The organism is Enterobacter sp. T1-1 (assembly GCF_000710795.1).
Taxonomy (GTDB): Bacteria; Pseudomonadota; Gammaproteobacteria; order Enterobacterales; family Enterobacteriaceae; genus Enterobacter; species Enterobacter cloacae.
In genome coordinates this window covers 1-25,003 of the sequence record NZ_JALW01000005.1, presented here as the reverse complement: position 1 = coordinate 25,003, position 25,003 = coordinate 1, and the positions used below count along the sequence as shown (strand labels likewise).

Genomic DNA, 25,003 nt, shown 5'->3' with positions numbered 1-25,003 from the left:
ATGAAACGCACCATGAGTTGGATTGCCGCAGCGGGCTTTCTGCTCGCTGCCGGGAACCTGAAGGCCGTCGAGGTCGAAGTTCCCGGATTGTTAACGGACCATACCGTCTCTTCTGTCGGACACAATTTTTATCGTGCCTTCAGTGATAAATGGGACAGTACGTATCCTGGAAATATAACAATCAACGAGCGGCCCAGTGCACGATGGGGAAGTTGGATAACAATAACGGTTAATCAGTTCGTTATTTATCAAACATTTTTATTTCCCACCAAAATAGACTTCGATAAAAACGTAGCCTTGGCGCTGGCGCAATCAGAAGACGCTATTAATCGCATGCAAATAGACAAAGCGCTATTAAGCACAAGAGATTTAGCAAAAGACGAGTTCTAGCGAACCTATATCCGGAGGCTGTCATGCGTATTGCATATGCAGTTGTTTCGATAATGCTTATCACCCCATTAAGCTGGGCCGGGAATATGACATTCCAGTTCCGTAATCCCAACTTTGGTGGTAATCCGAATAATGGGGCGTTCATGTTAAATGAAGCCCAGGCGCAAAATTCTTATAAAGATCCCAGCTTCGAGGATTTTAGCGTGGATACGCCATCCGCACTGGACAACTTCACCCAGGCGATCCAGTCGCAAATTTTGGGCGGTTTGCTGACCAATATCAACACCGGCAAACCCGGTCGCATGGTGACCAATGACTTCATTGTCGATATTGCCAACAGGGACGGGCAGCTCCAGTTGAACGTTACCGATCGTAAAACCGGAAAAACCTCAACCATTCAGGTTTCCGGTTTACAAAATAACTCGACTGACTTTTGAACAACCCCAAAATAAGGACAACGATCATGCAGCGCTTCCTGATACTTGTTGCAGTGTGCTTATTGAGCGGTTGTTTAACTGCTCCACCTAAAGAAGCTGCAAAACCGACATTAATGCCTCGGGCTCAAAGTTATCGTGATTTAACCCATTTGCCTGCCCCGACAGGTAAAATATTTGTCTCCGTCTACAACATTCAGGATGAAACCGGGCAATTTAAACCTTACCCGGCAAGTAACTTCTCCACGGCCGTACCGCAAAGCGCCACCGCCATGCTGGTGACCGCGCTGAAAGATTCGCGCTGGTTTATTCCACTGGAACGTCAGGGGCTGCAAAACCTGTTAAATGAACGAAAAATTATTCGTGCGGCGCAGGAGAATGGTACCGTTGCAGATAATAACCGCATGCCGCTGCAATCTCTGGCTGCGGCGAACGTTATGATTGAAGGGTCGATTATCGGTTACGAAAGTAACGTGAAATCTGGCGGTGCTGGCGCACGTTATTTTGGTATCGGTGCAGATACCCAGTATCAGCTCGACCAAATTGCCGTTAACCTGCGTGTCGTTAACGTCAGTACCGGGGAAGTGCTCTCTTCGGTAACCACCAGCAAAACCATACTCTCTTATGAAGTGCAGGCCGGGGTGTTCCGCTTCATTGACTATCAGCGTCTGCTGGAGGGTGAAATCGGTTATACCTCTAACGAGCCGGTGATGATGTGCCTGATGTCAGCCATTGAAACCGGGGTTATCTTCCTGATAAATGATGGTATCGACCGCGGGCTGTGGGATCTGCAAAACAAAGCGGACGTGCAAAACCCGGTACTGGTGAAATACCGTGATATGTCGGTTCCTCCGGAATCCTGACAGGACGCGCATATAAAAGGCGAGATAGTTATCTCGCCTTTTTTTATTCACTTACCGCTGGCACGTTTTGCGCTTTTTCTCGTCGTGCCGCCAGCCACAAACCACTGTTCTTCATGGCATAGCCAAACAGCAACCCCAGCGCCAGCGAGGGGACCACCAGCTTCCAGTCACCCTGCCCCGCAAAGGTGGCACACGCCCCCATAAACGTGCCGGGTACAAACGACAGCAACAGATGCTTTGCCTGAACGCACATCAAAAACGCGACCACGCCCGTCATGATATAGCCGAGGATCTCCAGATGCGGAGCGAGCGCACTGCCCTTCATGATAACCAGCGCCCAGATAACGCCGCTCATCAGCGTGCAGCCTGAGATAAAAAGCCCTTTGATCCCGCCCTGCGGGCAGGCGAAGTAGGCCGTGCAGCCGAGAAATCCAGCCCAGCTGAGCAGTCCGAGAGAGACGGCCACCCATCCCCAAAGCCCGGAGAGGATACCTGTTGTGAGTGCGATACAAAGTAATATGTTCATGGCGCGCATCTTAGCAGAAGCGCGCCATGGAAATGAGATCAGAAGCACATTATATGCAAGATGATGCGTTGCGTTGCAGAACTAATGTGATCATGATCACTCTTCATTCTCTTCTTCCAGCTCATCCCACATTGCAGCGATGGCGTCACGCGTCAGGGGAGCCAGCGTTCTCCAGAATGGCGAGGTGGCATGCGCTTCAACTTTCCCAAGGAATGTCCCGACCCACGGCAGCAGATACATTTCGAACAAGGTTTCGATGGCTTCGTTCTCATCGTCACCGGCGTGGTCCTCAATCCAGGATGCGGCCAGCAGCAGCGTACCGATATGATCGGCAGGCGTGTCGGTCAGCGGCATGCCGCGCTCTGAAAGAAAAGCGCGCACTTCCGCTTCCGTTGCCCCTTCCTGCCAGGCAGAGCGGTAAGGTGAAACACGGCACTCTTCCCCCACAAACAGCGCGTTGTAATCTGTGGAGATTTGCTGCATGTCGCAGCTTTTCTGCAGGCGCTCCAGTAAATCATCCTGTTCCAGCGGCCAGTTCTGCGCCAGTTTCCCTTCACGAATTAATGTAAAGAGCGGGACCAGCAGCGGGTCTTGAGGCTGGCGGTAGTACAGCGTACCCAGCACGCGGCAAAGGATGGAAAACTCATTCATTTTTTTATTCCATTACACAATTAAAGATCGGCAAATTCGGCAATCGGTTCCATTCCGCGCGACTCAAGGAAATCGAGCATGCGACGAGGGGTCACGTTCAGGATTTGCGCTTCCGGGAAGTTAACATCATTCAGCACTTTCAGGCACTCGCTGAAATCACCCAGTGTGAACGCAGTATGGGAATCTGAACCCAGCGCCACCATGCCTCCGGCGTCACGCACTGCGGCCGCCACTTCGCGGCAGTTCGCTTCACTGCCCTTACGCGAGTGCACGAAGGAGGAGTTGTTAATCTCCAGCGCCACGCGATGCTTCGCTGCCGCCTGCGCGACAGCCTGAATATCAATTGGGTACTTCGGGTTGCCAGGGTGGCTAATAATATGCACGTTGCCGCTGGCAATGGTGGCAATCATCGCCGCGGTGTTGGTTTCTTTATCCTGAGGCGCAAAGACAGGTTCATGGAAACCGGCGAGAATAAGGTCAAGAGATGTCAGCATCGGGCCGGTGCAGTCGATCTCACCGTCGGTATTTTTAATGTTCGCCTCAATGCCACGCAGTATCCCAATACCGTCCACCAGGCGTGGCCAGATCCGCATATTCACAAAATGCCAGTAGTGCGGCGCATCCGCCATATCCGGGCCATGATCGGTGATCGCAAAAAGCCTGATGCCCTTGAGCTTCGCTTGTGCAATGTAATCATGGAGGTTGCTATACGCGTGGGTGCTGGCGACGGTGTGCATATGCAGGTCAACGGGATACATCTCTCTCTCCTCTGCGGTTTTTCCAAAGGATAGCAGTTATCTGCTGCGATTATTAGCAAAAACCCGGCTAACGCCGGGTTTCACTCAGTAGCCGCGCGTTCTGTCGACCTGCCCGGTCACCGCGTTGCCCTGCTCTATCTCACTGATGGTGTGCGTAATATAGGCCACCGCCTCTGCCGGACGCGTCACGGCGGCGACGTGTGGGGTCATCGCCACGCGCGGATGTGCCCACAGCGGGCTCTCTGCCGGCAATGGCTCGCGGCTGTACACATCCAGCATCGCGCCTTTCACCTTGCCACCATCAAGAGCTTTGAGGAGATCGGCTTCCACCAGATGAACCCCGCGCGCCAGATTCATCACGTAACTCTGATCCGCCAGCTGATTCATAAGCGCGCTATTAATAATGCCGACCGTTTCCGCCGTATTCGGCAGCAGATTGATCAGTACGCGCGTCCCCTTCAGAAACGCCGGGAGTTCATCTGTTCCGGCAAAACTCTCAACGCCAGGATAGTTCTTGCGGCTGCGGCTCCAGCAGCGCAGCGGGAAGCCCCACGGTGCCAGCGCTTCGGCCACTTTTGAGCCGAGCACGCCCGCCCCGAGAATACCGATGGTAAACTCTTCACGTTGATATTCCGGCAGCGGCTCCCAACGCGATTGCAGTTTTAAGGCCTGATAATCGTCAAAACGTCGGAACCAGTGCAGCACCTGACTCACGGCATATTCCTGCATTTGCTGGCTCATGCCGGTATCTTCCAGGCGGAACAGGGGGATTTCCTCCGGCAGCATTTCAGGGTGCGCTTTCAGTTTGCTCAGAATGGAATCCACACCGGCGCCGAGGGCAAAAACGGCCTTCAGCTTGCGCCCCTGGAGCATCTCGACCGGGGGATGCCAGACCAGCGCGTAGTCTGCATGTTCGTTATCACCGCGCTTCCATTCACGCACGCGCGCCCCCGGTAACGCTGCCGAAAGTGCCTTAATCCAGTAAGCCGTATCAAAAGTGGGGTGATAGAAGATAATATCCATACTCATTCCTGCCTTTTTTGCGCTGTTTTATTTTCATTTTCAACTGGATTGCCAGCATAACAAATTTATCGCCGGACCGCGTTGCCGATAAAAAAGGCGCTTTCAGCACATTTAAGAATCATGTTGTTTGAAGTTTGTCTAAATGCGCTAATTTACTGAAAAAGTGTGTTGACGGCTGTTCGGCTTTTCCTTACATTAGCGCCCGTCCCGACAACAACGGGATGACAATATGGTGAGGTGTCCGAGTGGCTGAAGGAGCACGCCTGGAAAGTGTGTATACGGCAACGTATCGGGGGTTCGAATCCCCCCCTCACCGCCATATTCAAGGCAAGAGCTCGTACGAAAGTACGGGCTTTTTTCTTTTATAATCTCCGAAAGGGGGGATGAGAACCTTGAGACTCCCTGCGCTCTTTATGTCGGATGGCGCTGCGCTTACCCGACCTACAAAAAACTACTCTTCAACCATCCGTGCATACTCTTCTGTAAGAAAATCCACCAGCGCCCTGACGGACGGCAGTAATCCGCGTCTTGATGGATAAACCGCATGAATCACTTCTCTTTTTGGCTCCCACGCCTCCAGCACCCGAATCAGCTCTCCTGATGCCAGCTGATCTTTCACCATCAATATCGGCAGTTGCACCACACCGATGCCCGCCATGGCCGCTTCACGCAGCGCCAGCATGTCGGTGGTAATCAGGCGCGGGGAAAAATGGATTTCTGCTTTCGCGCCTTCCGGGCCGCATAATTGCCATTTATGGATATGCTTACCCTCGCCCATACTCAACCCGGGCCAAGCGCTGAGTTCTGACGGCATCGACGGTTTTCCCAGGCGTTCAATCAAGGCCGGGCCCGCGACCAGGCAATGTCCCCGGTCGGCAAGCACCCGTAATACCAGATCGCTGTCATCAAACGGACGGGGACGCACGCGGATCGCCACATCCACACCTTCCCCCACCAGATCAACCCGCCGGTTCGTTGCTTCCAGCTGAAGGTTGATCCCGGGATAGCGCACCATAAACCGCGCCAGCATCGGGCCGACATGCACATGCAACAACGTGACAGGACAGGTGAGCCTGACGATACCGCGCGGTTCCGCCTGCAGCGCGGCCACGGCTTCTTCCGCCGCTTCCGCTTCAACCATCATGGCTTTGCAGTGTTGATAGAACGTCTGCCCGACCTCCGTTACCGTAAATTGTCGCGTTGTACGTTGAATTAACCGCACGCCGAGCCGCTCTTCAAGCTGCGCAATACGGCGGCTCAGCCTGGACTTAGGCAGATCGAGTGCCCGCCCTGCTGCAGCAAAACCACCGTAGTCGACCACTTTCACAAACCACACAAAGTCATTGAGATCCTGCATAAATCCTCATCGTTCTATTTTCAGAACAGTGAATGCCATTTTCACTCTCTACCGGAACATTAACTCTGAATATAAGCTAATTACATCAACAGAACATCAGGAGTTCATCATGAAAAACGTAACAGGCGTCTATACCGCCCCCCGTCAACACTGGGTTGGCAATGGTTTCCCGGTGCGTTCGATGTTTTCTTATCAGACACACGGCGAGTCGCTGAGCCCGTTCTTACTGCTGGACTACGCAGGCCCGCATACCTTCCCGGCGGACGGCACAAAACGCGGGGTGGGCGAGCATCCGCATCGTGGTTTTGAAACGGTCACCATTGTCTATTCCGGCGAAGTGGAGCATCGCGACTCCACCGGCAGAGGCGGCGTCATTGGTCCGGGCGACGTGCAGTGGATGACAGCCGGTGCAGGCATTCTGCATGAAGAGTTCCACTCCAGCGCGTTCGCGCACAAAGGCGGAGAACTCAAGATGATGCAGCTTTGGGTCAACCTGCCGGCGAAAGACAAAATGGCCACGCCGGGCTATCAGAGCATTACCAAAGCCGATATCCCGGTGGTGACGCTGCCCGACAACAGCGGCTCGCTGCGGGTTATCGCCGGTCACTACGACGATGTTAGCGGCCCGGCGCATACCTTCTCACCGCTGAACGTGTGGGACATTGCCCTCAACCAGGGCAGCCACGTCACGCTGAGTCAGCCACAGGGCTGGAGCACGGCGCTGGTGGTGCTGGAAGGCCATGTCACGGTGAACGGTACGGCTCACGCGGGAGAAGCACAGCTGGTGGTCATGAGTCAGGAAGGTGACAGGTTACACCTGGAAGCCAGCAGCGATGCCAAAGTACTGCTGATGGCCGGTGCGCCGCTGAATGAACCGATTGTGGGCTACGGCCCGTTCGTGATGAACAGTAAAACCGAAATCAATGAAGCCATTCGTGATTTCAACTCCGGCCGCTTCGGCCAGATCTAACCGTAATAAAGGAGAAGAACATGTCTACACCTGCCAACTTTAATGGAGCACGTCCGGTCATTGATGTGAACGATGCGGTGATGTTGCTTATCGACCACCAGAGTGGCCTGTTCCAGACCGTCGGCGATATGCCGATGCCTGAGCTGCGTGCCCGTGCGGCGGCTCTGGCGAAAATCGCGACGCTTGCGAACATCCCGGTGATCACCACCGCTTCCGTCCCGCAGGGCCCGAACGGTCCGCTCATCCCGGAAATTCATGCCAACGCGCCGCATGCACAGTATGTGGCACGTAAAGGGGAGATCAACGCCTGGGATAACCCGGAATTTGTGGCCGCGGTTAAAGCCACCGGACGTAAGACGTTGATTATCGCCGGTACCATCACCAGCGTCTGCATGGCTTTTCCGTCGATTAGCGCAGTGGCGGATGGCTATAAAGTCTTTGCGGTGATTGATGCGTCCGGTACTTACAGCAAAATGGCGCAGGAGATCACCCTGGCCCGTGTGGTGCAGGCGGGCGTGGTGCCAATGGATACGGCGGCTGTTGCCTCTGAGATCCAGCGGACATGGAACCGTGAAGATGCGGCCGAGTGGGCAGAAGTCTACACGCACATTTTCCCGGCGTACCAGCTGCTGATCGAGAGCTACGGTAAGGCGCAGGAAGTGGTGAAAAACAGCGAAGCGCTCGATTCACAGCGTTAAGCGCGCGTGCTGTGACCAAAGCTGATTAAGGCTTAACCGAACACGCACTAAAGCTGAAAATCTGCTTGACCGTTTTAGCGCAACTCCCTATAGTAGCGCCCCGTTGCCCCCCAAGCGGTCAGGCAGCAAAACAATATGGTGAGGTGTCCGAGTGGCTGAAGGAGCACGCCTGGAAAGTGTGTATACGGCAACGTATCGGGGGTTCGAATCCCCCCCTCACCGCCATATTCAAGACAAGAGCTCGTACGAAAGTACGGGCTTTTTTCTTTTATAGTCTCCGAAAGGGGGGGATGAGAACCCCCGACCGGGGCAAGATCCGAAAACGGATAAACATGGCCATAGCTGGCAGGTCAATGTTTATCTTTCATGATTTTATTGCTATACATATTTAAATAATATAATTGAGCTTGTTCTATTATACATGACTGATGAAATTCAACCATTCACTGGTAGTCACATTATATGTGACAATGCTGTTCTGGAAAATGAGGGCATTATTTTTGAAGGCTGTATTTTTTATGCAGACAGGATCACCCCAGATATTTCTGCTCTATATTGGGTAGATGACGGGCCCACGCTATCATCCTCAGTGCCAAAACGCGTTGCGGAATTTACCGCAGGGCAAATTTGCGCCAGCCGGGCGCTGGCTCGTCAAGGCTATTCTGCTAAAGTACCGGGTCGGTCACGACGTATCCCAGTATGGCCCGCCGGTATCTGTGGCAGTATAAGCCATACTGACACCCTTGCCTGTGCCATCGTGACCGCATCAGACCGCTGGCGTGCACTGGGTGTGGATGTAGAGTCCGTAATGACCCCAGCTCTTGCCCACGAGCTTCGCCATGCGATTGTTGCTGAAGGTGAAGACGACGAGCCCCCCCCAACGCTGTCACAGGAACAGTTCATTACCCTACTCTTTTCCGGTAAAGAAGCTGCATTCAAGGCGATTAATATTCTCTTTCCTGGTTTTATAGACTTCAGAGAAGTTAAAATTATTTTCGACTGGGCCCAATCCTTGTTTCGCATAATCTATTGTGGTGAACGAAAAGAGGTCATGCATGATGTTCATCTATTACAGGGATTATTTTTCTGGTATCAGGATTCCATTATCACAATCGTTCGTCTGCCACATCTTTAACAGAGGCAGGCTCACACTTTAGTTCGTGTGAACCTGTCTCTGAATATTACGGAACTCCTTCAATAATTAGCGTCGACTGTGTACTACCAGGCAGTAACGGCAACATCGTCCCCTTTATCCAGTCGGAAAAATGGTTATCCCAGTTGTAGCTTATCGGATTCCCACTTTGCCCGGAGGGCAACGCCAGAGTTGAGCTCCGCTCATTGCCTGGAATAACGACCAGGCGCTCAGAAGCACCAAACGCAGGACGATTGACATGAATAACATTATTGTCACCCGAAAGCGGTTCCGAGGACGTTTGAAGCCATTTTTCTGCACCCGGCACCGCGCTGGCCAGTGGATGACGATAGCGGCTACGGTTGATATCCCCCCATCTGGAATGCCCTTTTCCGTTGCTCATCCAGACGTTCAGTAAGATCTGGTGAGAGAAACTGGCCCAGTTGTCCGCCGTCGGCGGTATCCAGCGCTCGCTCTGTATGAGCGTCAGCAGCGTCTCATCCCAGCGCGTATTCACCCGCCGGTAGAGCGCACCGGGGTATTCAGCGCTCATTTTTGCGTCCAGCGCACCAAACAGCGTGGTATAAACCTTATCCCGCCAGCCCACAATCAATGCGTAAGCAGCTGAATCAGCATCGGCCTCGCCGTTCCAGTTGGTCAGTTGCTTGCGAATCTGCACCGAATCAAGATCCTGATACGATGCCAGCATCTGAACCAACCAGTCGCGCCAGGATTGGGCCAGCAATGCCTCATTGTTAAGCTGTAATTTGTGCATCGCCTGTACGTTCACCGTGGACTGCATCGCAAGCGCCCGCTGGATGGCAAACGCCCGAACGCCCATATCTGCCCCTCCGTCGCCCAGCGTGCTGCCCGCGTGATCGAACAGCAATCGGTTATTCGCCGTGACGATGGTTCCGGAGGACGGGTTGATAATGCGGGGATAATCCGCAGCTTGACGAGCCGTCCACGGCAACGTCGCGCTAGCAGGCACCGGGAATCGTTCCGGCACGCGCCCACTAACCTCCGCTGGGAGCCTCCCTGCCAACGTCCATCCGATATTGCCTGTGCTGTCCGCTACCAACAGATTTTGCGCCGGTATCCCCGCCCGGTTACCAGCCGCAAGCGCGCCATTGACCTCATGGCTTTCCGATATGTCCAGCAACCCCAGATTTATCGCACCTGGCAGATCGAGGGCCCAGCGCATCGCCATCTTCCCTTCAGGCGTATCAACTACCGGGCCCCAGGTGCTCTGTCCTACCGAAAGGGAGACCGGCTGGCCATGATTAACCTTTAGCCTTAGCGTATGCAATGGAACAGACGTCTCTGACGGGATCTGGATCCAGTCGAATGTATCGACATAGCTGTTCGTAAATCCCCAGGCGATTTTACCGTTACTGCCACTGACCATTACCGGCAGCCCCGGGAGCGTAATCCCGCTCAGGCTGAACGTTTGCCCACCGGAGATATAATTGATTCGAGCCTGATACCAGAGCCCCGGCAGCGACAATTGCAGATGCATATCGTTCGCGAGCAGGCTTTTCCCCTCCCGACGCAACAACCAGCCGTTGCTGCCTTTTTTTCCCTCTTCCGGCGCCGCACTCCCCTCTCCCCTTCCCCACCATTCTGGCATTTTCGTCGGGGCTGCCAGGGTCGCCGGAATATCGCCATGCAAGGGAACATCCCAGCGGCTGGCGGTTGGCAAGAGGAAATTGACCTGTTCGGGATTGTGTCTTTGCAGCCACCCGGCGGCATATTCTCTGCCCGGCTGCGTACCCTGCAAATCAAAATACATAGCCGCAACCACCAGAAGCGTGTCCTCGTCCCGCCACGCCTGCGGCGAGGTGCGAAGAAGCCAGTATTCAAACGGTCTGGCTGCAAGCGTTTGCAGCCCGGTGTTTACCCCTGCCGTATAGGCCGAAAGCAGCTGTCGCTGTGCCGCAGGGAGGGACATCACCTGACGACGCATTTTATCGCGCAGTTCAAAAATTGCGTGCTGCTTATCCAGCGTTAATCCGCTTTTACCAACCAGTGCCGCCAACTCACCTGCAGCATTGCGTCGCAGAAGATCCATCTGAAAGAAGCGCTCCTGGCCATGGACAAATCCCAGCGCAAAGCCGGCGCTTTCCCGTCGGGACGCGGTAATATCCACGACGCCTCGGGCATCGCGGGTAATCTTAACCTCGCCCTGGAATGCCGTTGTTTTTACCGTTCCTTCCATCGTGGGCAGGCTTAAACGCAGTAAAGCCCAGACCATCGCCACGACCAGCAAAACGAGAATTAATAGCCCAACCGCCAGGCCTGACACGATTTTTATTCTGCGAGAACCCAGTGACATTTCTCTTCCTTTCCTTTTTCTTTACGCCATCAACACCAGAGAGGCGGAAAACAACAGTAATAGTGCGCATATTGCATCGATACCCTGCCGCCAACGCCCCTTTATCCCCGAGAAACGTCCGGCAGCGCTGGCGCAAATCAGGCTGTAAATCAATAACACGGGATACTCAAGTCCAATCGCCAGCATCCCCAGCAGCAGTATGTAGCCACTTCCTGACGCCACAATATGGCTGGCAAAAACTGGCAGTAGCGAACAAAAAAAAAGCAACGATTTGGGGTTGGAGAGTTGCAGAAGCAGGCTTTCCTTAAACAGTGAGCGACGTGAAGGCGTTACGGTCAGCACGTCGTCAGCATAGCGCGCTCGTAGCCGCCATAGTCGCTGACAGGCCAGCCAGACAAGATAAAGTGCACCGGGATAGCGCAACAGGCCAAACCATTGCGGAGAGGCGAGTAAAATAGCCCCCAACCCTGCGGCGGAAAGAAAGCAGTAAAGGGCGTTGCCAGTGAGGATCCCCAGAATAGACACCTGCGCGGAGCGCCAGCCCTGCCGCATGGCATGGCCGCTGACCAGCATCACGGCGGGGCCCGGCGTCACGTTGAGGGCCAGGTTGGTCAGAATGAACGTCAGCAGTATTTGTGTGGACATTATACCATCGCCCCTTTAACGCTCCGGGAGAGAGACAACTCAATGGCCGAGACGAAAGACGGCATCTGCTGAAGAAAAAAATGCCCCCCCGGCAGCGCGACGTAACGCGTTCCTCCCATCGTCAACGATTGCCAGTTCTGCAGGCCACTGACGTCCGTAAGCCGATCTTCACGTCCGTATATCACCGTAATCGGGCAGTTCAACACGCACTGCGGTTGTGCAACATAGCTATCCAGAATGCGATAATCGGCGCGGATTGCCGGTGCAAACAGCATCATCAGTTCCTGCGAATCAAGAACAACTTCCGGCGTACCTCCAAGCTTCCGCAGCCAGTCGGTCAGTTCTGTCAGACTCATGTTGTGTACCTGGCGCGTCCCACGCATACAGCCCGGCGCATTCATCGCGCACACGACCAAACCGGCCACAGGCCGCTGGAGCGCGGTGAGACGCACGGCCACTTCATAGGCTACAAGCGCACCCAGGCTGTAACCCAACAGCAGCACAGGCTGACCGTCATTCTCTGTTTCGTCAACGGCGAGTTGGGCCAGCGCCGGAATTGACGAAGCAAACGCCTCTTCTGCACGACTCCCGCGACCAGGATAGACAAACTGCTTCACGGATTCGACGCCCGTCAGTCGCATTTCCCTGAAGACGTTATCACCGCTTCCGGCATAGCCAAACGCGTAGCATTTCATCAGGACATTTCCTTTTCACGATACGCAGCCAGCCGTCGGCGCAGTACCTTACGCTGGATTTTGCCAATAGACGTTCTCGGTACGGTGCTCTCATCACAGGCGAAAACCCGGCAATCGGTATGGCCGACCAGCTCGGCGAAACGTGCACGTACGCCTGCGGCAACCTGCCCGGCGCTATGCCCCGCCTCTGGCACGAAGAAGATACCCGTTTCACCATTGGCCTGGCAGACGGCAGTATAACCCGCCCGCACGCCCTCAAGCCGTTCCAGCTCCCCCTCCAGTTGATAGCCCGCCATGGGCACCCCTTCGATGCCATCCCCTTCACGGTCGGTGATAAACAGATGCCCATGCTGAATAAAGGCACGATCGCCGGTCGCAAACCACCCCTGGGGTAAAAAGCACTCCTCGGCATCCCCATTAAAATAGCCACGGGTAATCGGGCCACCGCACACCTGAAGATCCCCGGTTTCACCTTCACACAGCACCTTGCCGGTGGCGTCAACAATCCGCAAACGAACCCCGGGAATTGGCTCACCGAGATCAACGTAGCCACGAACTCGGGTATGCCTACCATCCGCCCAGGTTATACCGGAACACGTTTCCGACATGCCAAACGCCGGGCGCAACGCGTCAGGGCGCAGCCCCTGCGCCGCGTATCGTTGCGCGCAGTCGTACATTTGATCACCGATGCTCTCTCCTGCATTGACGAGAAACCGTAAACTGCTGACATCCCATTGCGGTAGCGGCTGCATTTTTGAAAGCTGGCTAAACACATGATTAGGCACCCAACTGACCGTCGCCCGGTAGCGAGAAACTGCCTGCGGGAAGCGAGAAAGATCCTGTTCTACCCACTGATGTTCAAGATGAACCTGCTGCGCCCGACAGCAGACCGGCAGGATCCCGAGGAAAGCGACAGCGCCAACATGGTCCATCGGCATCCAGTTAAGAAAGCGATCTTCTTCGCTGAAATCATTCATCTGGACGCTACCGGAAGCCATGCTTAACAATCCGCCCACCGTTTGTGGCACCAGCTTGGGCTGCCCCGTCGACCCTGAGGTCGGGAAGATTATCGCCAGATCGTCAACGCCTGCAACAGCGCCTGGAAGGGTCTTCTTCGGGGGGAGAAAAAGAAAAGTTTGCGCATCAATGATACGTAGCGGAATCGGAGCCTTATTCGCCCGTAACACGTCCAGGTCCTCGCCTGTGGTAATGCACGCGACTGGGCGAATGAGATCTAAAACGGCCAGCGCCTGCGCGAGGGCGTCGCCTTCCTGCGGCAAGGGCTGACGAGCGGAGACGGGAACAGCAACTGCCCCCAGTAATAAACAGCCCCACAGCGAGAGTAGAAACTGGTCAGGGTTTTTCAGCCGCAGTAATACGCGCTCCCCGGGCTTTATCCTCTGCTCTGCCAGCACGTGGCTGACGGCAAGCGCGCTATGATAAAAATCCCGGTAACGGCGAAACGTTTGTTCCCCGTTGTGATTGACGGTCACAATCCCGTTGTCACTCTCCTCAGCTGCCAGCTGCAGCGCTTCCGCCAGCGTCGACAGATTCCACAGAGGGTGACAAGCGTCCAGACCATTTGCATAAGCAAGCTTCATAACAGGTGCTCCAGGAGTAATACTTCTTCAAGTAATGGGGAGTGCAAACGCGCCCGCAGCCAGCGTAGAGCGGTCCGGTCAGGCAGAATAAGATGGCAGTTGTCAGGCGTCAGCGTCAGGGTATTTGCCGGTAATCGCCACTCTCTTTTCCACGTAAAATCAATACCCTGCTCAGGATCAAACGTGACATGCCGGTATCGCTGAGAATCCGGCAGCAGATTAAGTTCGTCAGCAGGTTGATGGATGGTTTGTCTCGCCCCCCGCGCATACATCTGATTGCGGTTGAACTGAATGCCGTAAGGTGCAAAGTTGATCCCCGCTTCCCTGGCATGAAGGAGTAAACGGGCCGCCTGGATCAACGGGGTCTCACTGAATGCAATACAGGCTTGCGAGCCGTGGAGATAGGCTGGATGTTCTGCCTCGATACGTTCATTGCGCAAAATCGTGCACAACCCCTCCAGCGGTCCCTCCTCCTTAGTTGGTTTCATCCACCAGATAAGGGTGTCGCAGAGATCCGCTCGTAACCAGCCAATCATTCCGCTTCCTCCCGCACCGTCACGGTGCCTTTAACCAGCCTGGGCGGAATTTCCACCCACAGCAGGACAGCGAGGAAAAGTGCGCAGAAGATCCACCCGGTAGCCGCAAGCCCCACCCAGTCAGATAACGCCCCTCCTACGGCAATCACCGCCACCATGCCAAGCGTAGAAGCCGAGATCGCAGCGGACGATATTGCCCCAAGGTATTCCTGCGGGCAGAGCACAATCATATTCTTCTGGCAAAAGGTGAAGGCGATTTCGAAGACGAAAAGATAGAGCGCATAACTCACCAGACTGGCGGTCATGGAGGGTATCAGCAGTGAGAATTGCAGCAGGGCGGCACTCAGCAGAGAAATAAACCACGGCTGGCTTCGCCAGTTTCGCGACTCGCCCTGCATCAGCAGTGCAACTGCCATCGCGCCGAAAAAGAAGCTGGCGCTGGCGAGAGCCTGAAGCAGCATTATGCCCTGCTCTCCCATGCCCAGTTGCAGAGGAAGGAGCGTGCGCGCCACGTTGTGGAAACCCTGCAAAAAAGCGGTACTCACCAACACCCAAACGAACTGTCTGCGCAGATCAGGCCAACCACGCAGCGTTTGCCAGGCGGCGCACATCCCTCCTTTTCTCTCCGCCGGACGCAGGTCAGTCACCGGCGTCCGCCGCCACAGACTCAAATACAGCATGCCTGATATCACAAAAGTCAGACTGTCAATCACCGCAATCCAGCCAGGTGCGATACGATCCACCAGCAGCGCTCCCCCCAGCGAACCCAGTGCGATACCGATAAACGTACTGGTACCGAGCAGCGAAGCGGCCCTGCCAAGTAGTGGTGTTGGAACCGCCTCTTTCATCGCGACTACGCGGGCGGATTTGCTCAGACTCTCGGCAAAGCCGCGCAACAATAGCAGGAAAAAAACCATCGGCAGAAACGAGATGCTCAGACCAATAAGCAAAGAGATGATGCCCCCGGCCCATTCGCTGAACGCAGCCGTTCTGGCCGCTGGATAACGCTGTAATATTCGGCTGACTAAGGGGGCGGAGAAGATAATGGCCCCCCACTGGACGGCGAAGATGGCCGAGGCCAGGAAGTTGCTCCCGGTCTGACGCCAGACATAGACCGACAGCGACAGCATCAGTAAAAAATTGCCCAACGTACTGACCAGCACCGCCGACCAGATACGCTGCAGAGCGGCATCGCGTAACGTGGCTTTTAACTCGCCCATCATGCATCCTCCCCGGATGAGGCCAGCTGATAGCGGGCGGGATCAATCTGATGGTGCCGGAGCTGCTGCCGCAGTTCCGCCTCAATCCACGGGCAAAAATGGGACAGCAGTGGCTGCAAAGCCCGGAGATCCGTAGGCGGATGCAGTACCCACTCCACCGCCTGTCGACACCAGACGCCTTGTGCGGGAAAGTGTTCACTCACCGCCTGCAGGCAAAGCGAGAGATCGCGCGTGTAGCGTTTATGCCGCTCCATCGTCAACTCAAATGCGGCACGAACAATTGCCTTCATCAACCATTCACACAGCACTTGCGGCCGATCGACCCATTCCGGTGCCGTCAGCCGGCGCTCATACTCGCGAAGCCGCTCCGGCAGCCACATTGCCTCCCCCATAATGGTGACGCCCGGTCGATACGGAGCAAGCTGGTCGGCAAAGTTCTCTCCGGCCAGTAAGAGTGACTGAGTTTTAATAAAGAAGGGCCAAACACCCAGCGGATTACCTGTCACGTCTCCCGTTCGGCACACGGTAAACTCCAGTTCGGTCACGCCCGACAGTAACGATCTTATCGTCGCAACCTGCTGTTCATCAGCCTGTATCGCACGCAGGGGTTGCGCGTCATCCACAACGGCGAAGGCGTCCAAATCGGATAGCCCCGCCACGAAAGTTCCACGGGCGATTGAGCCGCGCAGGTAGACGGCACGAAGCGCGTTACGCTGCGGATACTGTCGTTGGAAAAGAGAAACTATCGCCTCGCGAATCGCCGGGGAAACATACCTGGCGTCGGTATCATTTAAAATGAATCCTTGCTCATCAAGCGGAAAGAAACGACCGGGAGAATTACTCATATTGCTCTGCCTTTTCTGCTTTCTCATACGTCGTCATTACCGTCTGCATGGCTCCGATCGCGTCAGGCCAGCCCTGAAACAGCGCGGTAAACTGCACCGCATTTTCAATTTCCGCCCTGCTCCAGCCCATTTTCAGCGCTGCAGCGGTAAAAAACTCCAGCAAGGCGGGCGTCTGACCACGGCAGCTACTCAGCGCAACGGCCAGCAGGCAGCGAGTTTTCTCATCTAACGGTTGCGTCTGTGCAAAATGATCGCCCAAATTTTCCAGCACCTGCTGTTTAAAGGCGGGGGCCTGCAGGCGCATACCATGAAGCAGACCATGCTCATTGCCCAGCGGCAGCGAAAGACGTTCTACGGTCGCCAGGCCGATCGCCAGGCGGGTATCTTGTTCGGTCATGAGTTTTTCCTTTGTGTCTGAAGCGAGCGCTGACGTGAACCGGCACCGCTCAACGCGGCCCGGCGCTGAGCGGCGTTTGCGGCTATATCCGCAGTCGGCACAGGACCGGTATTCGGGGTTTGCGCGTCAATATTCAGACTCAGCGCGCGTATCGTCGGGTGAGCAAAGAGATCGACTATCGGCACCGTTTTACCGAGAACGGTACTCAGGCGTTCGCTGGCCTGCACCATCAATAAAGAATTCGCGCCCAGCTCAAAAAAGTTAGTTTCCACATCGGGTGCCTCAGGCAGGCCAAGCAACGTCTGCCATACGTCCGAAACGAGTTTCTCTGTTTGCGTCGAACCGCGTTGAACTCCGGTGCGATTGACGGGCGTTCGCGTGGGAAGTCGCTTTCTATCGACTTTGCCGCTGGCCGTTAACGGCAGTTCCGGCAGAACGACAAATACGGCAGGCACCATCCATGCAGGCAGCTTTGCTTTTAGCTGCTGGCGCAGTTGTTCCTTGTCGACGGAACCGGGAGCGGACTCACTCAACCACGCGCAGAGTACCGGGTTTTGCGCATCGCCGGTGAGGTTCACCGCGCAATGACGGACGCCCGGCATTTGTCCAAGACAGGCATCTATTTCACCCAGTTCAATGCGGTTTCCGCGCAGTTTGATTTGAAAATCGAGCCTACCCAGAAACTCAAGGACCCCGTCATCACGCCAGCGTCCTAGATCGCCGCTGCGGTAAACCCGCCGGGTCTGACCATCCGGGAATATTCGGCTGGTAAATGCCTCCGGCGAACGGCCATGGAGATATCCTGTCGACAGACCCGCACCGGAGATGCAAATCTCTCCCGTCGCCCCGGCAGGCAATAGTTCTCCGTAGTCATCCATCACCCACAACCCAGTGTTCGGGTTCGCCACGCCCAGCGGAACCGTCAGCACATCAAGATCGTCTGCCGTCGCGATATGTGTTGCACTGGTCATAGTGGCCTCGGTCGGGCCATATTGGTTGATAATCTGTAACGTGCTGCCAAAACGGTGCCAGCTCGCGCTGAGGTCATCTCCCCGTAGCCGTTCGCCGTTGAGCATTAATACGCGCAGCGTGCTCACGCTGATGTTCTCAGTCAGCAATGCACGCAGCATCGTAGGTACCATGGAGACAACATGCGTGACCTGATGTCGGTTCATCGCCGCCAGAATCCGCCCCGGATGCGTGGCTGTCTCATCGTCCACCATCACCGCCGTCGCCCCGCTGCCAAGCGTCGCGAAGAGATCGCGTACGGAAGGATCGAAACCAAACGCGGTGAGCTGGAAAACGCGATCCCCTTCTGCGAGCGACAGACGGCGAATGAGATAGTGCAGATCGTGCGCCACACCGCCATGACGAATCGGCACGCCTTTCGGTATGCCCGTCGAGCCAGAGGTGAACATGACGTAGCACTCCTGCTCTGCGAAGACGCGGCGTAGAACAGGGGTTGTCGGCTGCCCGGTCCGCAGTTGCGCAGCCTTGTCCGGGTCAATATGAAACACAGGGTTCGCCTGGGTAATCACCATCTGCTGTCTTTCCTCTGGCCACTGCGGATCCACGGGTACCCATGCCGCACCGGCCAGCAACACGCCGTACATCACCGCTACGCGCTCAACGCCGCGCGGCAGGCAAACAGAAACGCGGTCGCCGCTCTGAATCCCTTTTGCCACCAGGCCATGCGCGACCTGGTTTGCCCGCTGCTCCAGTTCCGCATAGGTCATACTGACGCCATCACCGATCAGCGCTATCGCGGCTGGCGTTTTCCGTACTTGCGCAACGAATATCCCTGCCAGGGTGTCATCACCGGGAAGTGTGGGATCGTCACGGCCCACGCGAGCCACCAGCCGGCACATTCCTTCCGCATCCATCAAAGGAAGCTGACGGATCGGCCTGGAGCCATCCGCCGCCATCGCAGCCAGCAAGCAGTGCCATGCCTGAATGATGCCGTTCAGCGTGTTAATGCCGTAGAAGTCGCGCCGTGCAGCGAGATAGCCACCAAAACCGTTCTCCGTCGGCTGAAAATGAATATTCAGATCGTATTTCACATTCTGTTCCAGAGCCGGGCAGAGATGTGTCTCCAGACCGGGTAATGAGAGCGCCGCTGGAGTGGCAGGATCCTGCACGACTTGAATCTGGAACAGCGGGGATAGTCCGGGCTGACGCAGCGGGTTAGTCACCTCTACAATCTCTTCGAAGGGCAGCGTCGCCCCCCAAACCGCACCGTCAAAAGCCTGAGAAACCTTTTGGACGCTGTCGATAACGCTGTCGTGCTCCTGAAACTGTATGTAGACCGGCACAGTATTGAGTAATGGCCCGATGACATTCTCACTCTGAGGGGTATCGCGAAGCGCGACCGGCACACCCAGCACCAAATCGGACTGCCGGGTATAGCGGTACAATAAAATAAACCAGGAAGCCAGCAGCAGCACAAAAGGCGTCACGCCCAGCGCCCTCGCCTGTTGGTTCACCGCTTCCCAATGCGCTTCATCCATGTCCAGCGCCACAACGGTGGCCTCACGCCGATCTCTGGTCGGCCGATCGGCGGGGAACAGCGAGGTTTGAGGCGCGTCAGCCAGATATTTACGCCAGTGTTCATGCAGGGCTGACATGGCGCCTTGTTGCTCTCCCACAAGGCGGTAAAACGGCACCGCAGGTTCGCTGAATCGCTTCCCCTCCCATGCCTGCTGAAGATCTGCCAGCAGGACAGGCAGCGACAAGCCATCAGCGGCAATATGGTGGATATTAACCAGTAAAAAGTGCTGTTCTTCGGCAATCTTCACCAACGCTGCACGAAGAAATCTATCCCTGGATAGATCGATGGGCTGTGCATGAAATGCGGCGCGAAACGCGGGAAACGCCGCCGCATCAAGCAAATGGTATTCGAGTAACGTCTCATTATCGCCGGGCTGGAACTGATATCCCGGCCCGCGATCGGTTTCCACTAAACGGCTGCCCAGCAGAATATGCCGGGCGACAACTGTCTCCAGTGCCTTCATCAGCCGCTGTGGTTCAAGCGGCCCGTTCAGCGACCAGGCTGCCGACATCGAGTAGTCGCTACTTGCCCCTTCCAGACGCCAGAGGAACCACAGCCTTTTCTGCATCGGCGTCAGCGGATGGATCGCGTCGTCCGCAAGCGCTGGTTGCGTCGTTTCTTCACTGAGGGACATTTTAGCCAGCACACCGGCGAACTCCGCAAGGGTGGAATGGCGTAGCAACATCCCCGTCGATGCCGGAATGCCGGTCATTTTACGGATCTCCCTGATCACCTGCATCGCCAGCAGCGAGTGGCCTCCGGCGGCAAAGAAATCGACATGGCGATGCTCAACGGGCACCCTGAGTAAACTCGCCCATACGGCCGCAACTTGCACCTCAAGCGGCGTTTGCAACGCTTCTCCGGAGGTGGCGTCCACCGCCGCCGGCAGACTCAAAGGCAATGCATTTCGATCAATCTTGCCGCTTCGGGTCAGCGGCAGTGAAGGTAGCTGGACAAAGCGAGCGGGAATGCTATAAAGCGGCAGCATTTGCCGCAAACCTGCGCGCAGCGCCTCCTCAGAGGGTGCCCGCCCTTCGCAACAAAAGAACGCAACCAGAATAGCGTGACCACTGTCGTCGTGACGCACCACCACGGCGCTCTCCTTAACCAGACCACTTTTCAACAGCGCCGATTCGATTTCATCCGTTTCGATCCGGTAACCGTTGAGTTTAATCTGCCGATCGTTACGCCCCAGAAACTGCAACTCCCCCTCCGGCAGGCGTCGCACCCGATCGCCGGAAAGATAACGCAGGCCGTTGGTGCCAGATCCATGAGCCAAAAATTGTCTCGCCGTGAGTTGCGGCCGCTGATAGTACCCAGGCCCCACGCCGTCGCCATCAATCATCAGTTCACCGGCGATACCGTCCGGCACCGGTTGTCCGTGCGCATCGACAATCAGCAACCTCGCCCCTGCAATGGCGCGGCCTAACGGTACCGGTTCAGCCTGTGCGGAGAGGTCGGCCGCCAGCAGGTAGCTGGCCACCACATCCGAACATTCTGTCGGGCCATAGCTGTTCACCACCCGTGCCTGCGTGCCGCTTTCCTGCTGCCACTGCTGCAGCGGCATCAGTAAGATTGTCTCTCCGCCCAGAATCACCCAGCGAAGCGAGGCGAGCGCGCGATAGCCGTCCTCTTTTGCTTCCTGTAAAAGCGTATTAAACGCCGTCGGCGTGCAATTAATAAGCGTGGCGCGATGACGGTGGATCGCCGTCAACACGCTGCGGGCGTCAAAGACGTCCATGGCCGGGAATACCACCTCGCCGCCACACATCAACGGCGCGAAAAGGTTTTTCTGCGTCAAGTCGAAGGAGGGATTACTAACGATAACGTCGCGCAGTGCTTCGGTCCCGGTCAGTTGGCAATACCACTCCAGCAGGCGGGATACGCCTCCGTGGTGCACCATCGCCGCCTTGGGTTTACCTGTCGATCCTGAGGTAAAGATCATCCAGGCGAGATCTTTACTCTCCGGTAGCGTGAATGACCATTCAGCGATCATCGCCTGCGCAGGAACCTGACGATCGTCAATCACTACACAAAGCCCGGCATCTTCGATTATTCCCTGCAACCGTTCAGCAGGCTGCCGGACATCCAGGGGAACGTAGCAAGCCCCCGCTGCCAGCGTGCCTAACGTTGCCGCCAGCGCCTCCGGCCCCGCGGGCAACAACACCCCGACCCGATCGCCGCGCCCCACCCCCTGCTCGCGCAGCCACAACATGACCTCTCCGGCACGCTGCCAGAGCGTCGCGTAGCTCCAGCAGACATCACCTGCGCGAACGGCAACGGCATCCGGTGTTGCGTTGACCTGACGGTGAATACGGATAAGCAGATTCTCAGCAGGCGGCAGCGCCGGAAGTGCTTCCGGCCCGGCGGCCAGCGCCATCTGCTGAATAGCGCCATCCGGCGTGGCCACCAGCTGTCTCAACAGATGTAGATACCCTTGTGCCATTCCCTGGGCCTCTTCCGGCGTGACGGCCCCGACGCGCCAGCTCAACTGGGCATGCGGCAACGTCCCAGACACCACCGTCATCAGCAGGCTGAACTTGGCATTTGCCGCCTGGTAGCGGTCAATCTTCGCCACAACGCCGGGCAGGGTGAAGAGACTCGTGGCATCGTCTTCCAGTGTAAACATAATGTCACTGGCGGCATCGGGGTAACGTGCCTGTAGCACCGCGCAGGATGCGTCCGCATGACGCTGCCCTTCATCAGCCTGTTGCGCAAGCTGAAAAGCCAGTTCACGCAGCGTCAGCTGTCCCGGTAATTCGGCTCGGGTAAACAACGTATTGGCCAAAAAACCTACCCGCGACAGATCGCGCGCCTCGTGACGCCTGGCATAAGGTGTTAACAGGACCAACGCCGACTTACTGAATATTTTTCCCAGCAGCACGTGAAACGCAGCGCTGAGCCAGGGTTGAAGTCCGATCCGACTTTGCGCCGCCAGCGTAGTGAGCTGCTGCCATAACGCGGTATCAAAGGGGATCGCAAGATGTCGGGCCTGCTGCTCTCCTTCGTCGGGCGCTGAAAAACGGACGGGCTCCGGCGCATTTTGCAGCAGTTTCTCCCACCAGGCATTGTCCGCTTCAACGCGAGTCTCTGGCCGATAAACCGCCGGTAGTGGTTGCTCCAGCGGTTCCCCCCGGTAGCGGCGAGAGATGCCGTTAAGCAAAATGCCCAGGCTCCAGCCATCCGCCGCGCTATGATGGATGACCAGCAGCAGCAAATGACGCTGTGCATTCACCGCAATCAACCGCGCACGCACAGGTGCCTCACTAAGAGAGAAAGGGCGTGAAGCCAGCGCATCAAGCAGCGAGAGGGGCTCGGCTGTGGGATCGTTTTCCAGCCGTACCTGCGGCACCTCGGCGTCTGCACGCTGGCATAATCCGCTGTCGGTCTCATACAACCGGGTACGAAGCGCTGGGTGGTAAGCAATTTCCTCATTCACGCCTTGCGCCAGTCGCGCGCCGTCCAGTGGACCATCCAGCGTGACGCATAGCCCAATATGGTAGGCATCGTTATGCATTTGCTGATCGATAATCCACAATCGTTGCTGTCCTTCACTGGCGGGAATATCATCGCCAACGCCGGTGATAAGACTGAGAAGCTGCGCTTTATGCGTGCTGAGGGCCTGACGTGTGGCTTCATCCAGCCGCCCCTTTGCCGCCCGAACCTGCAATCGATCGCCCTCACTGCGCAATTCAACGTCCTGCTCGTACAATCGGCTAAAAAGTGCGATAGCCTCTTTCATATTGAATACTCCTCAACGTCATCCTGGGAGGCCTGACTCTCAAGCCAACCCGCCAGCGCTTGTGCTTGTTCCGAAAGGATCCTGTGGTTTAAGACCAGCGCGGCCGGAACCTCACAGCGCAGCGCCAGGTTCAGTCTCTGCCGCAGTTGAATCGCCATCAGTGAGTTGCCACCCAGGCTAATAAAGTGCGCATCCCGTCTCGTCGGCATCACGCCCAGCACGCTCTGCCAGTGCGTAGCCAACCAGTTTTCATGTTCGCCTTGCAGCGGGTTATCCGTGCTCTGACGTTCGTCAGGAATGGGGAGCGCCCGTCGGTCGGTTTTTCCATTCGGCGTTTGCGGTAGCGCCTCCAGCCTCATCCAGCGGGTAGGCATCATCCAGACCGGCATCATCTGTGCAAGCTGCTGCTGAAAGTGCGCTGTTTCCGGCGCATCGCCTCCGGCCACATACCAGGCGGTCAGCTGTGATTGCCCCAGTGCATCAGCGACCACCCCCACAACAGCCTGCTGAATATGCGGCATGGCCAACAGGCGACGTTCAATCTCGCCCGTTTCGATCCGATAACCGTTCAGCTTGATCTGATGATCCCGACGGCCGAGATACATCAGCCGCCCGTCCGGCAATCTTTTCACCCGATCCCCTGTGCGGTAGGCTCGCGTCTCTATATGCGCCAACACCGCCGGGACACGGAAAAGCACCTCATTCAGCTCTGGTCGGGCAAGATATCCCCTGGACAATTTACCGCCCGCGAGCCAGAGCTCGCCCGGCAACCCTTCGGCAACGGGCATCTCATTTTCGTCAAGGATCCATGCCCGGGTGCCCGGTAGCGGATGGCCGATCGTTTCTTCGCCGCCCACGGTGCGCTGGGCGCAGGTTGAATAGACGGTATCCTCGGTCGGACCATACAAATCGAACAGACGCGGCAGAGCGTGTCGCGCCAGCAGCCGCTCCACCAACGCCTGCCGGAACGGCTCCCCAGCCACAAGCGCGACCCGTGCCCGCGTCGGGAAGGCGTCAGCCTGCAACAGGGCATCAATGGCGGAAGGTACGGTATTGATAAGAGAAACATCGACAGGCGTATCCACCAGAGACAATACCCGCTCAACGATGACGCAGCATGTACCAAGACAAATCGGCACAAACAGCTCAAAAACCGACAGATCGAAACAAATTGAGGTCGACGCCAGTACCCTGGCCCTTTCCTGTGCGCTAAATGTTGCCTGCGCCCACGCCAGCAGTCTGCCCACATTGGCATGCGTCACCTGTACCCCTTTTGGCCGCCCCGTGGAGCCGGAGGTATACAGCACATAGGCCACACTTTCCTGATCCGGTTCCGGCAGGGCCTGCCCCTGGGATAACGTTCCGGCGACCGGGCTGAGAATGGCGTAGTCGCGGAAGTGCCCGGCCTCTGCGGTCATCACCAGCCGGCACTGGCTGTCCTCCAGCATTAGTGCCAGACGGGCGGGCGGATACGCCAGATCCAGAGGAACATAACTTGCTCCGGCGGCATGAATCGCCAGCATTGCCGCAGGCAGATGTCGGTTGCGCGGCATTGACAGACCGATGTTCTCGCCCGGCTGCACCTGCCGCTGGCGCAGTGCGTGCAGGTATTCGCCCGCCAACGCTGCCAGTTGCTG

General features: G+C 56.4%; 21 protein-coding genes and 2 tRNA genes. 8 read left to right on the top strand and 15 right to left on the bottom strand.

Annotation, left to right across the window (positions count from 1 at the left end; all coding sequences use genetic code 11):
* Genes csgE through csgG form a run of 3 tightly spaced genes read left to right on the top strand, consistent with a single transcriptional unit; the run spans position 1 to position 1,687 of the window.
* Positions 1-390 carry a curli production assembly/transport protein CsgE gene (gene csgE, locus AK59_RS0102400; protein WP_029881946.1) on the top strand — a complete coding sequence of 130 codons (390 nt, stop codon included), beginning with the start codon at positions 1-3 and terminating at the stop codon, positions 388-390.
* Between the two features lie 23 nt (positions 391-413).
* Complete coding sequence (gene csgF, locus AK59_RS0102395) at positions 414-827, top strand: curli production assembly/transport protein CsgF (protein WP_029881945.1); 414 nt, start codon at positions 414-416, stop codon at positions 825-827.
* A gap of 26 nt (positions 828-853) precedes the next feature.
* Positions 854-1,687: a curli production assembly/transport protein CsgG gene (gene csgG / locus AK59_RS0102390; RefSeq protein ID WP_028027948.1), complete on the top strand. Its 834-nt coding sequence runs from the start codon at positions 854-856 to the stop codon at positions 1,685-1,687.
* Positions 1,688-1,730: 43 nt separating this feature from the next.
* On the opposite strand, the gene AK59_RS0102385 is transcribed toward csgG, so the two are convergent.
* From AK59_RS0102385 to ghrA, 4 genes are all read right to left on the bottom strand, one after another.
* Positions 1,731-2,213: a DUF1097 domain-containing protein gene (locus tag AK59_RS0102385; protein ID WP_072200468.1), complete on the bottom strand. Its 483-nt coding sequence runs from the start codon at positions 2,211-2,213 to the stop codon at positions 1,731-1,733.
* 96 nt (positions 2,214-2,309) lie between these two features.
* Entirely contained in the window at positions 2,310-2,864 is a 555-nt protein-coding gene (locus tag AK59_RS0102380) for a TorD/DmsD family molecular chaperone (protein ID WP_013097176.1), read from the bottom strand.
* Between the two features lie 20 nt (positions 2,865-2,884).
* Positions 2,885-3,622, bottom strand: coding sequence for a phosphatase (locus tag AK59_RS0102375; RefSeq protein WP_023622347.1), 738 nt, complete (start codon positions 3,620-3,622; stop codon positions 2,885-2,887).
* Positions 3,623-3,706: 84 nt separating this feature from the next.
* Positions 3,707-4,645 (bottom strand): glyoxylate/hydroxypyruvate reductase GhrA, encoded by a 939-nt coding sequence (gene ghrA / locus AK59_RS0102370; RefSeq protein ID WP_029881943.1) that lies wholly within the window; start codon positions 4,643-4,645, stop codon positions 3,707-3,709.
* A gap of 231 nt (positions 4,646-4,876) precedes the next feature.
* Between ghrA and AK59_RS0102365 the strand changes: the two genes are divergently transcribed.
* Positions 4,877-4,964 (top strand) — tRNA-Ser (locus tag AK59_RS0102365).
* 132 nt (positions 4,965-5,096) lie between these two features.
* Here the strand turns inward: AK59_RS0102365 and AK59_RS0102360 are convergent.
* Entirely contained in the window at positions 5,097-6,002 is a 906-nt protein-coding gene (locus tag AK59_RS0102360; protein ID WP_029881942.1) for a LysR family transcriptional regulator, read from the bottom strand.
* A 109-nt stretch (positions 6,003-6,111) separates the two neighbouring features.
* On the opposite strand from AK59_RS0102360, the gene AK59_RS0102355 reads away from it, so the two are divergent.
* The 4 genes from AK59_RS0102355 to AK59_RS1000000124740 all read left to right on the top strand — a co-directional run bounded on the left by AK59_RS0102355 (position 6,112) and on the right by AK59_RS1000000124740 (position 8,805).
* Positions 6,112-6,972, top strand: a complete 861-nt coding sequence (locus AK59_RS0102355) for a pirin family protein (protein ID WP_029881941.1) — start codon at positions 6,112-6,114, stop codon at positions 6,970-6,972.
* A 20-nt stretch (positions 6,973-6,992) separates the two neighbouring features.
* Positions 6,993-7,670: an isochorismatase family protein gene (locus AK59_RS0102350; protein WP_020689641.1), complete on the top strand. Its 678-nt coding sequence runs from the start codon at positions 6,993-6,995 to the stop codon at positions 7,668-7,670.
* A gap of 137 nt (positions 7,671-7,807) precedes the next feature.
* Positions 7,808-7,895: transfer RNA gene (locus tag AK59_RS0102345), tRNA-Ser, on the top strand.
* Positions 7,896-8,091: 196 nt separating this feature from the next.
* On the top strand, positions 8,092-8,805 hold the full coding sequence (locus AK59_RS1000000124740) for a 4'-phosphopantetheinyl transferase family protein (RefSeq protein ID WP_081852435.1): 714 nt from the start codon (positions 8,092-8,094) through the stop codon (positions 8,803-8,805).
* A gap of 46 nt (positions 8,806-8,851) precedes the next feature.
* On the opposite strand, the gene AK59_RS0102335 is transcribed toward AK59_RS1000000124740, so the two are convergent.
* The 10 genes from AK59_RS0102335 to AK59_RS0102290 form a co-directional block, all read right to left on the bottom strand.
* Positions 8,852-11,137, bottom strand: coding sequence for a penicillin acylase family protein (locus AK59_RS0102335; protein ID WP_029881939.1), 2,286 nt, complete (start codon positions 11,135-11,137; stop codon positions 8,852-8,854).
* 21 nt (positions 11,138-11,158) lie between these two features.
* On the bottom strand, positions 11,159-11,782 hold the full coding sequence (locus tag AK59_RS0102330; RefSeq protein ID WP_029881938.1) for a LysE family translocator: 624 nt from the start codon (positions 11,780-11,782) through the stop codon (positions 11,159-11,161).
* Positions 11,782-12,477: a thioesterase II family protein gene (locus AK59_RS01000000123525; RefSeq protein ID WP_050491964.1), complete on the bottom strand. Its 696-nt coding sequence runs from the start codon at positions 12,475-12,477 to the stop codon at positions 11,782-11,784. The genes AK59_RS0102330 and AK59_RS01000000123525 overlap by 1 nt, the downstream gene beginning before the upstream one ends.
* Positions 12,477-14,078 (bottom strand): AMP-binding protein, encoded by a 1,602-nt coding sequence (locus AK59_RS0102320; protein ID WP_029881936.1) that lies wholly within the window; start codon positions 14,076-14,078, stop codon positions 12,477-12,479. Before AK59_RS0102320 ends, AK59_RS01000000123525 begins: the two co-directional genes overlap by 1 nt.
* Positions 14,075-14,614, bottom strand: coding sequence for a hypothetical protein (locus AK59_RS0102315; protein WP_029881935.1), 540 nt, complete (start codon positions 14,612-14,614; stop codon positions 14,075-14,077). The genes AK59_RS0102320 and AK59_RS0102315 overlap by 4 nt, the downstream gene beginning before the upstream one ends.
* Positions 14,611-15,837 (bottom strand): MFS transporter, encoded by a 1,227-nt coding sequence (locus AK59_RS0102310; RefSeq protein WP_081852434.1) that lies wholly within the window; start codon positions 15,835-15,837, stop codon positions 14,611-14,613. The genes AK59_RS0102315 and AK59_RS0102310 overlap by 4 nt, the downstream gene beginning before the upstream one ends.
* The gene (locus AK59_RS0102305; RefSeq protein ID WP_029881933.1) at positions 15,834-16,679 is read right to left on the bottom strand and encodes a hypothetical protein; all 846 of its coding nucleotides are present in this window, start codon (positions 16,677-16,679) and stop codon (positions 15,834-15,836) included. Before AK59_RS0102305 ends, AK59_RS0102310 begins: the two co-directional genes overlap by 4 nt.
* Positions 16,672-17,076 (bottom strand): carboxymuconolactone decarboxylase family protein, encoded by a 405-nt coding sequence (locus tag AK59_RS0102300; RefSeq protein WP_029881932.1) that lies wholly within the window; start codon positions 17,074-17,076, stop codon positions 16,672-16,674. The genes AK59_RS0102305 and AK59_RS0102300 overlap by 8 nt, the downstream gene beginning before the upstream one ends.
* The gene (locus AK59_RS0102295) at positions 17,073-23,366 is read right to left on the bottom strand and encodes a non-ribosomal peptide synthetase (RefSeq protein WP_029881931.1); all 6,294 of its coding nucleotides are present in this window, start codon (positions 23,364-23,366) and stop codon (positions 17,073-17,075) included. Before AK59_RS0102295 ends, AK59_RS0102300 begins: the two co-directional genes overlap by 4 nt.
* On the bottom strand, positions 23,363-25,003 hold a 1,641-nt coding region (locus tag AK59_RS0102290), incomplete at its 5' end, for an amino acid adenylation domain-containing protein (RefSeq protein WP_029881930.1). The genes AK59_RS0102295 and AK59_RS0102290, both read right to left, overlap by 4 nt.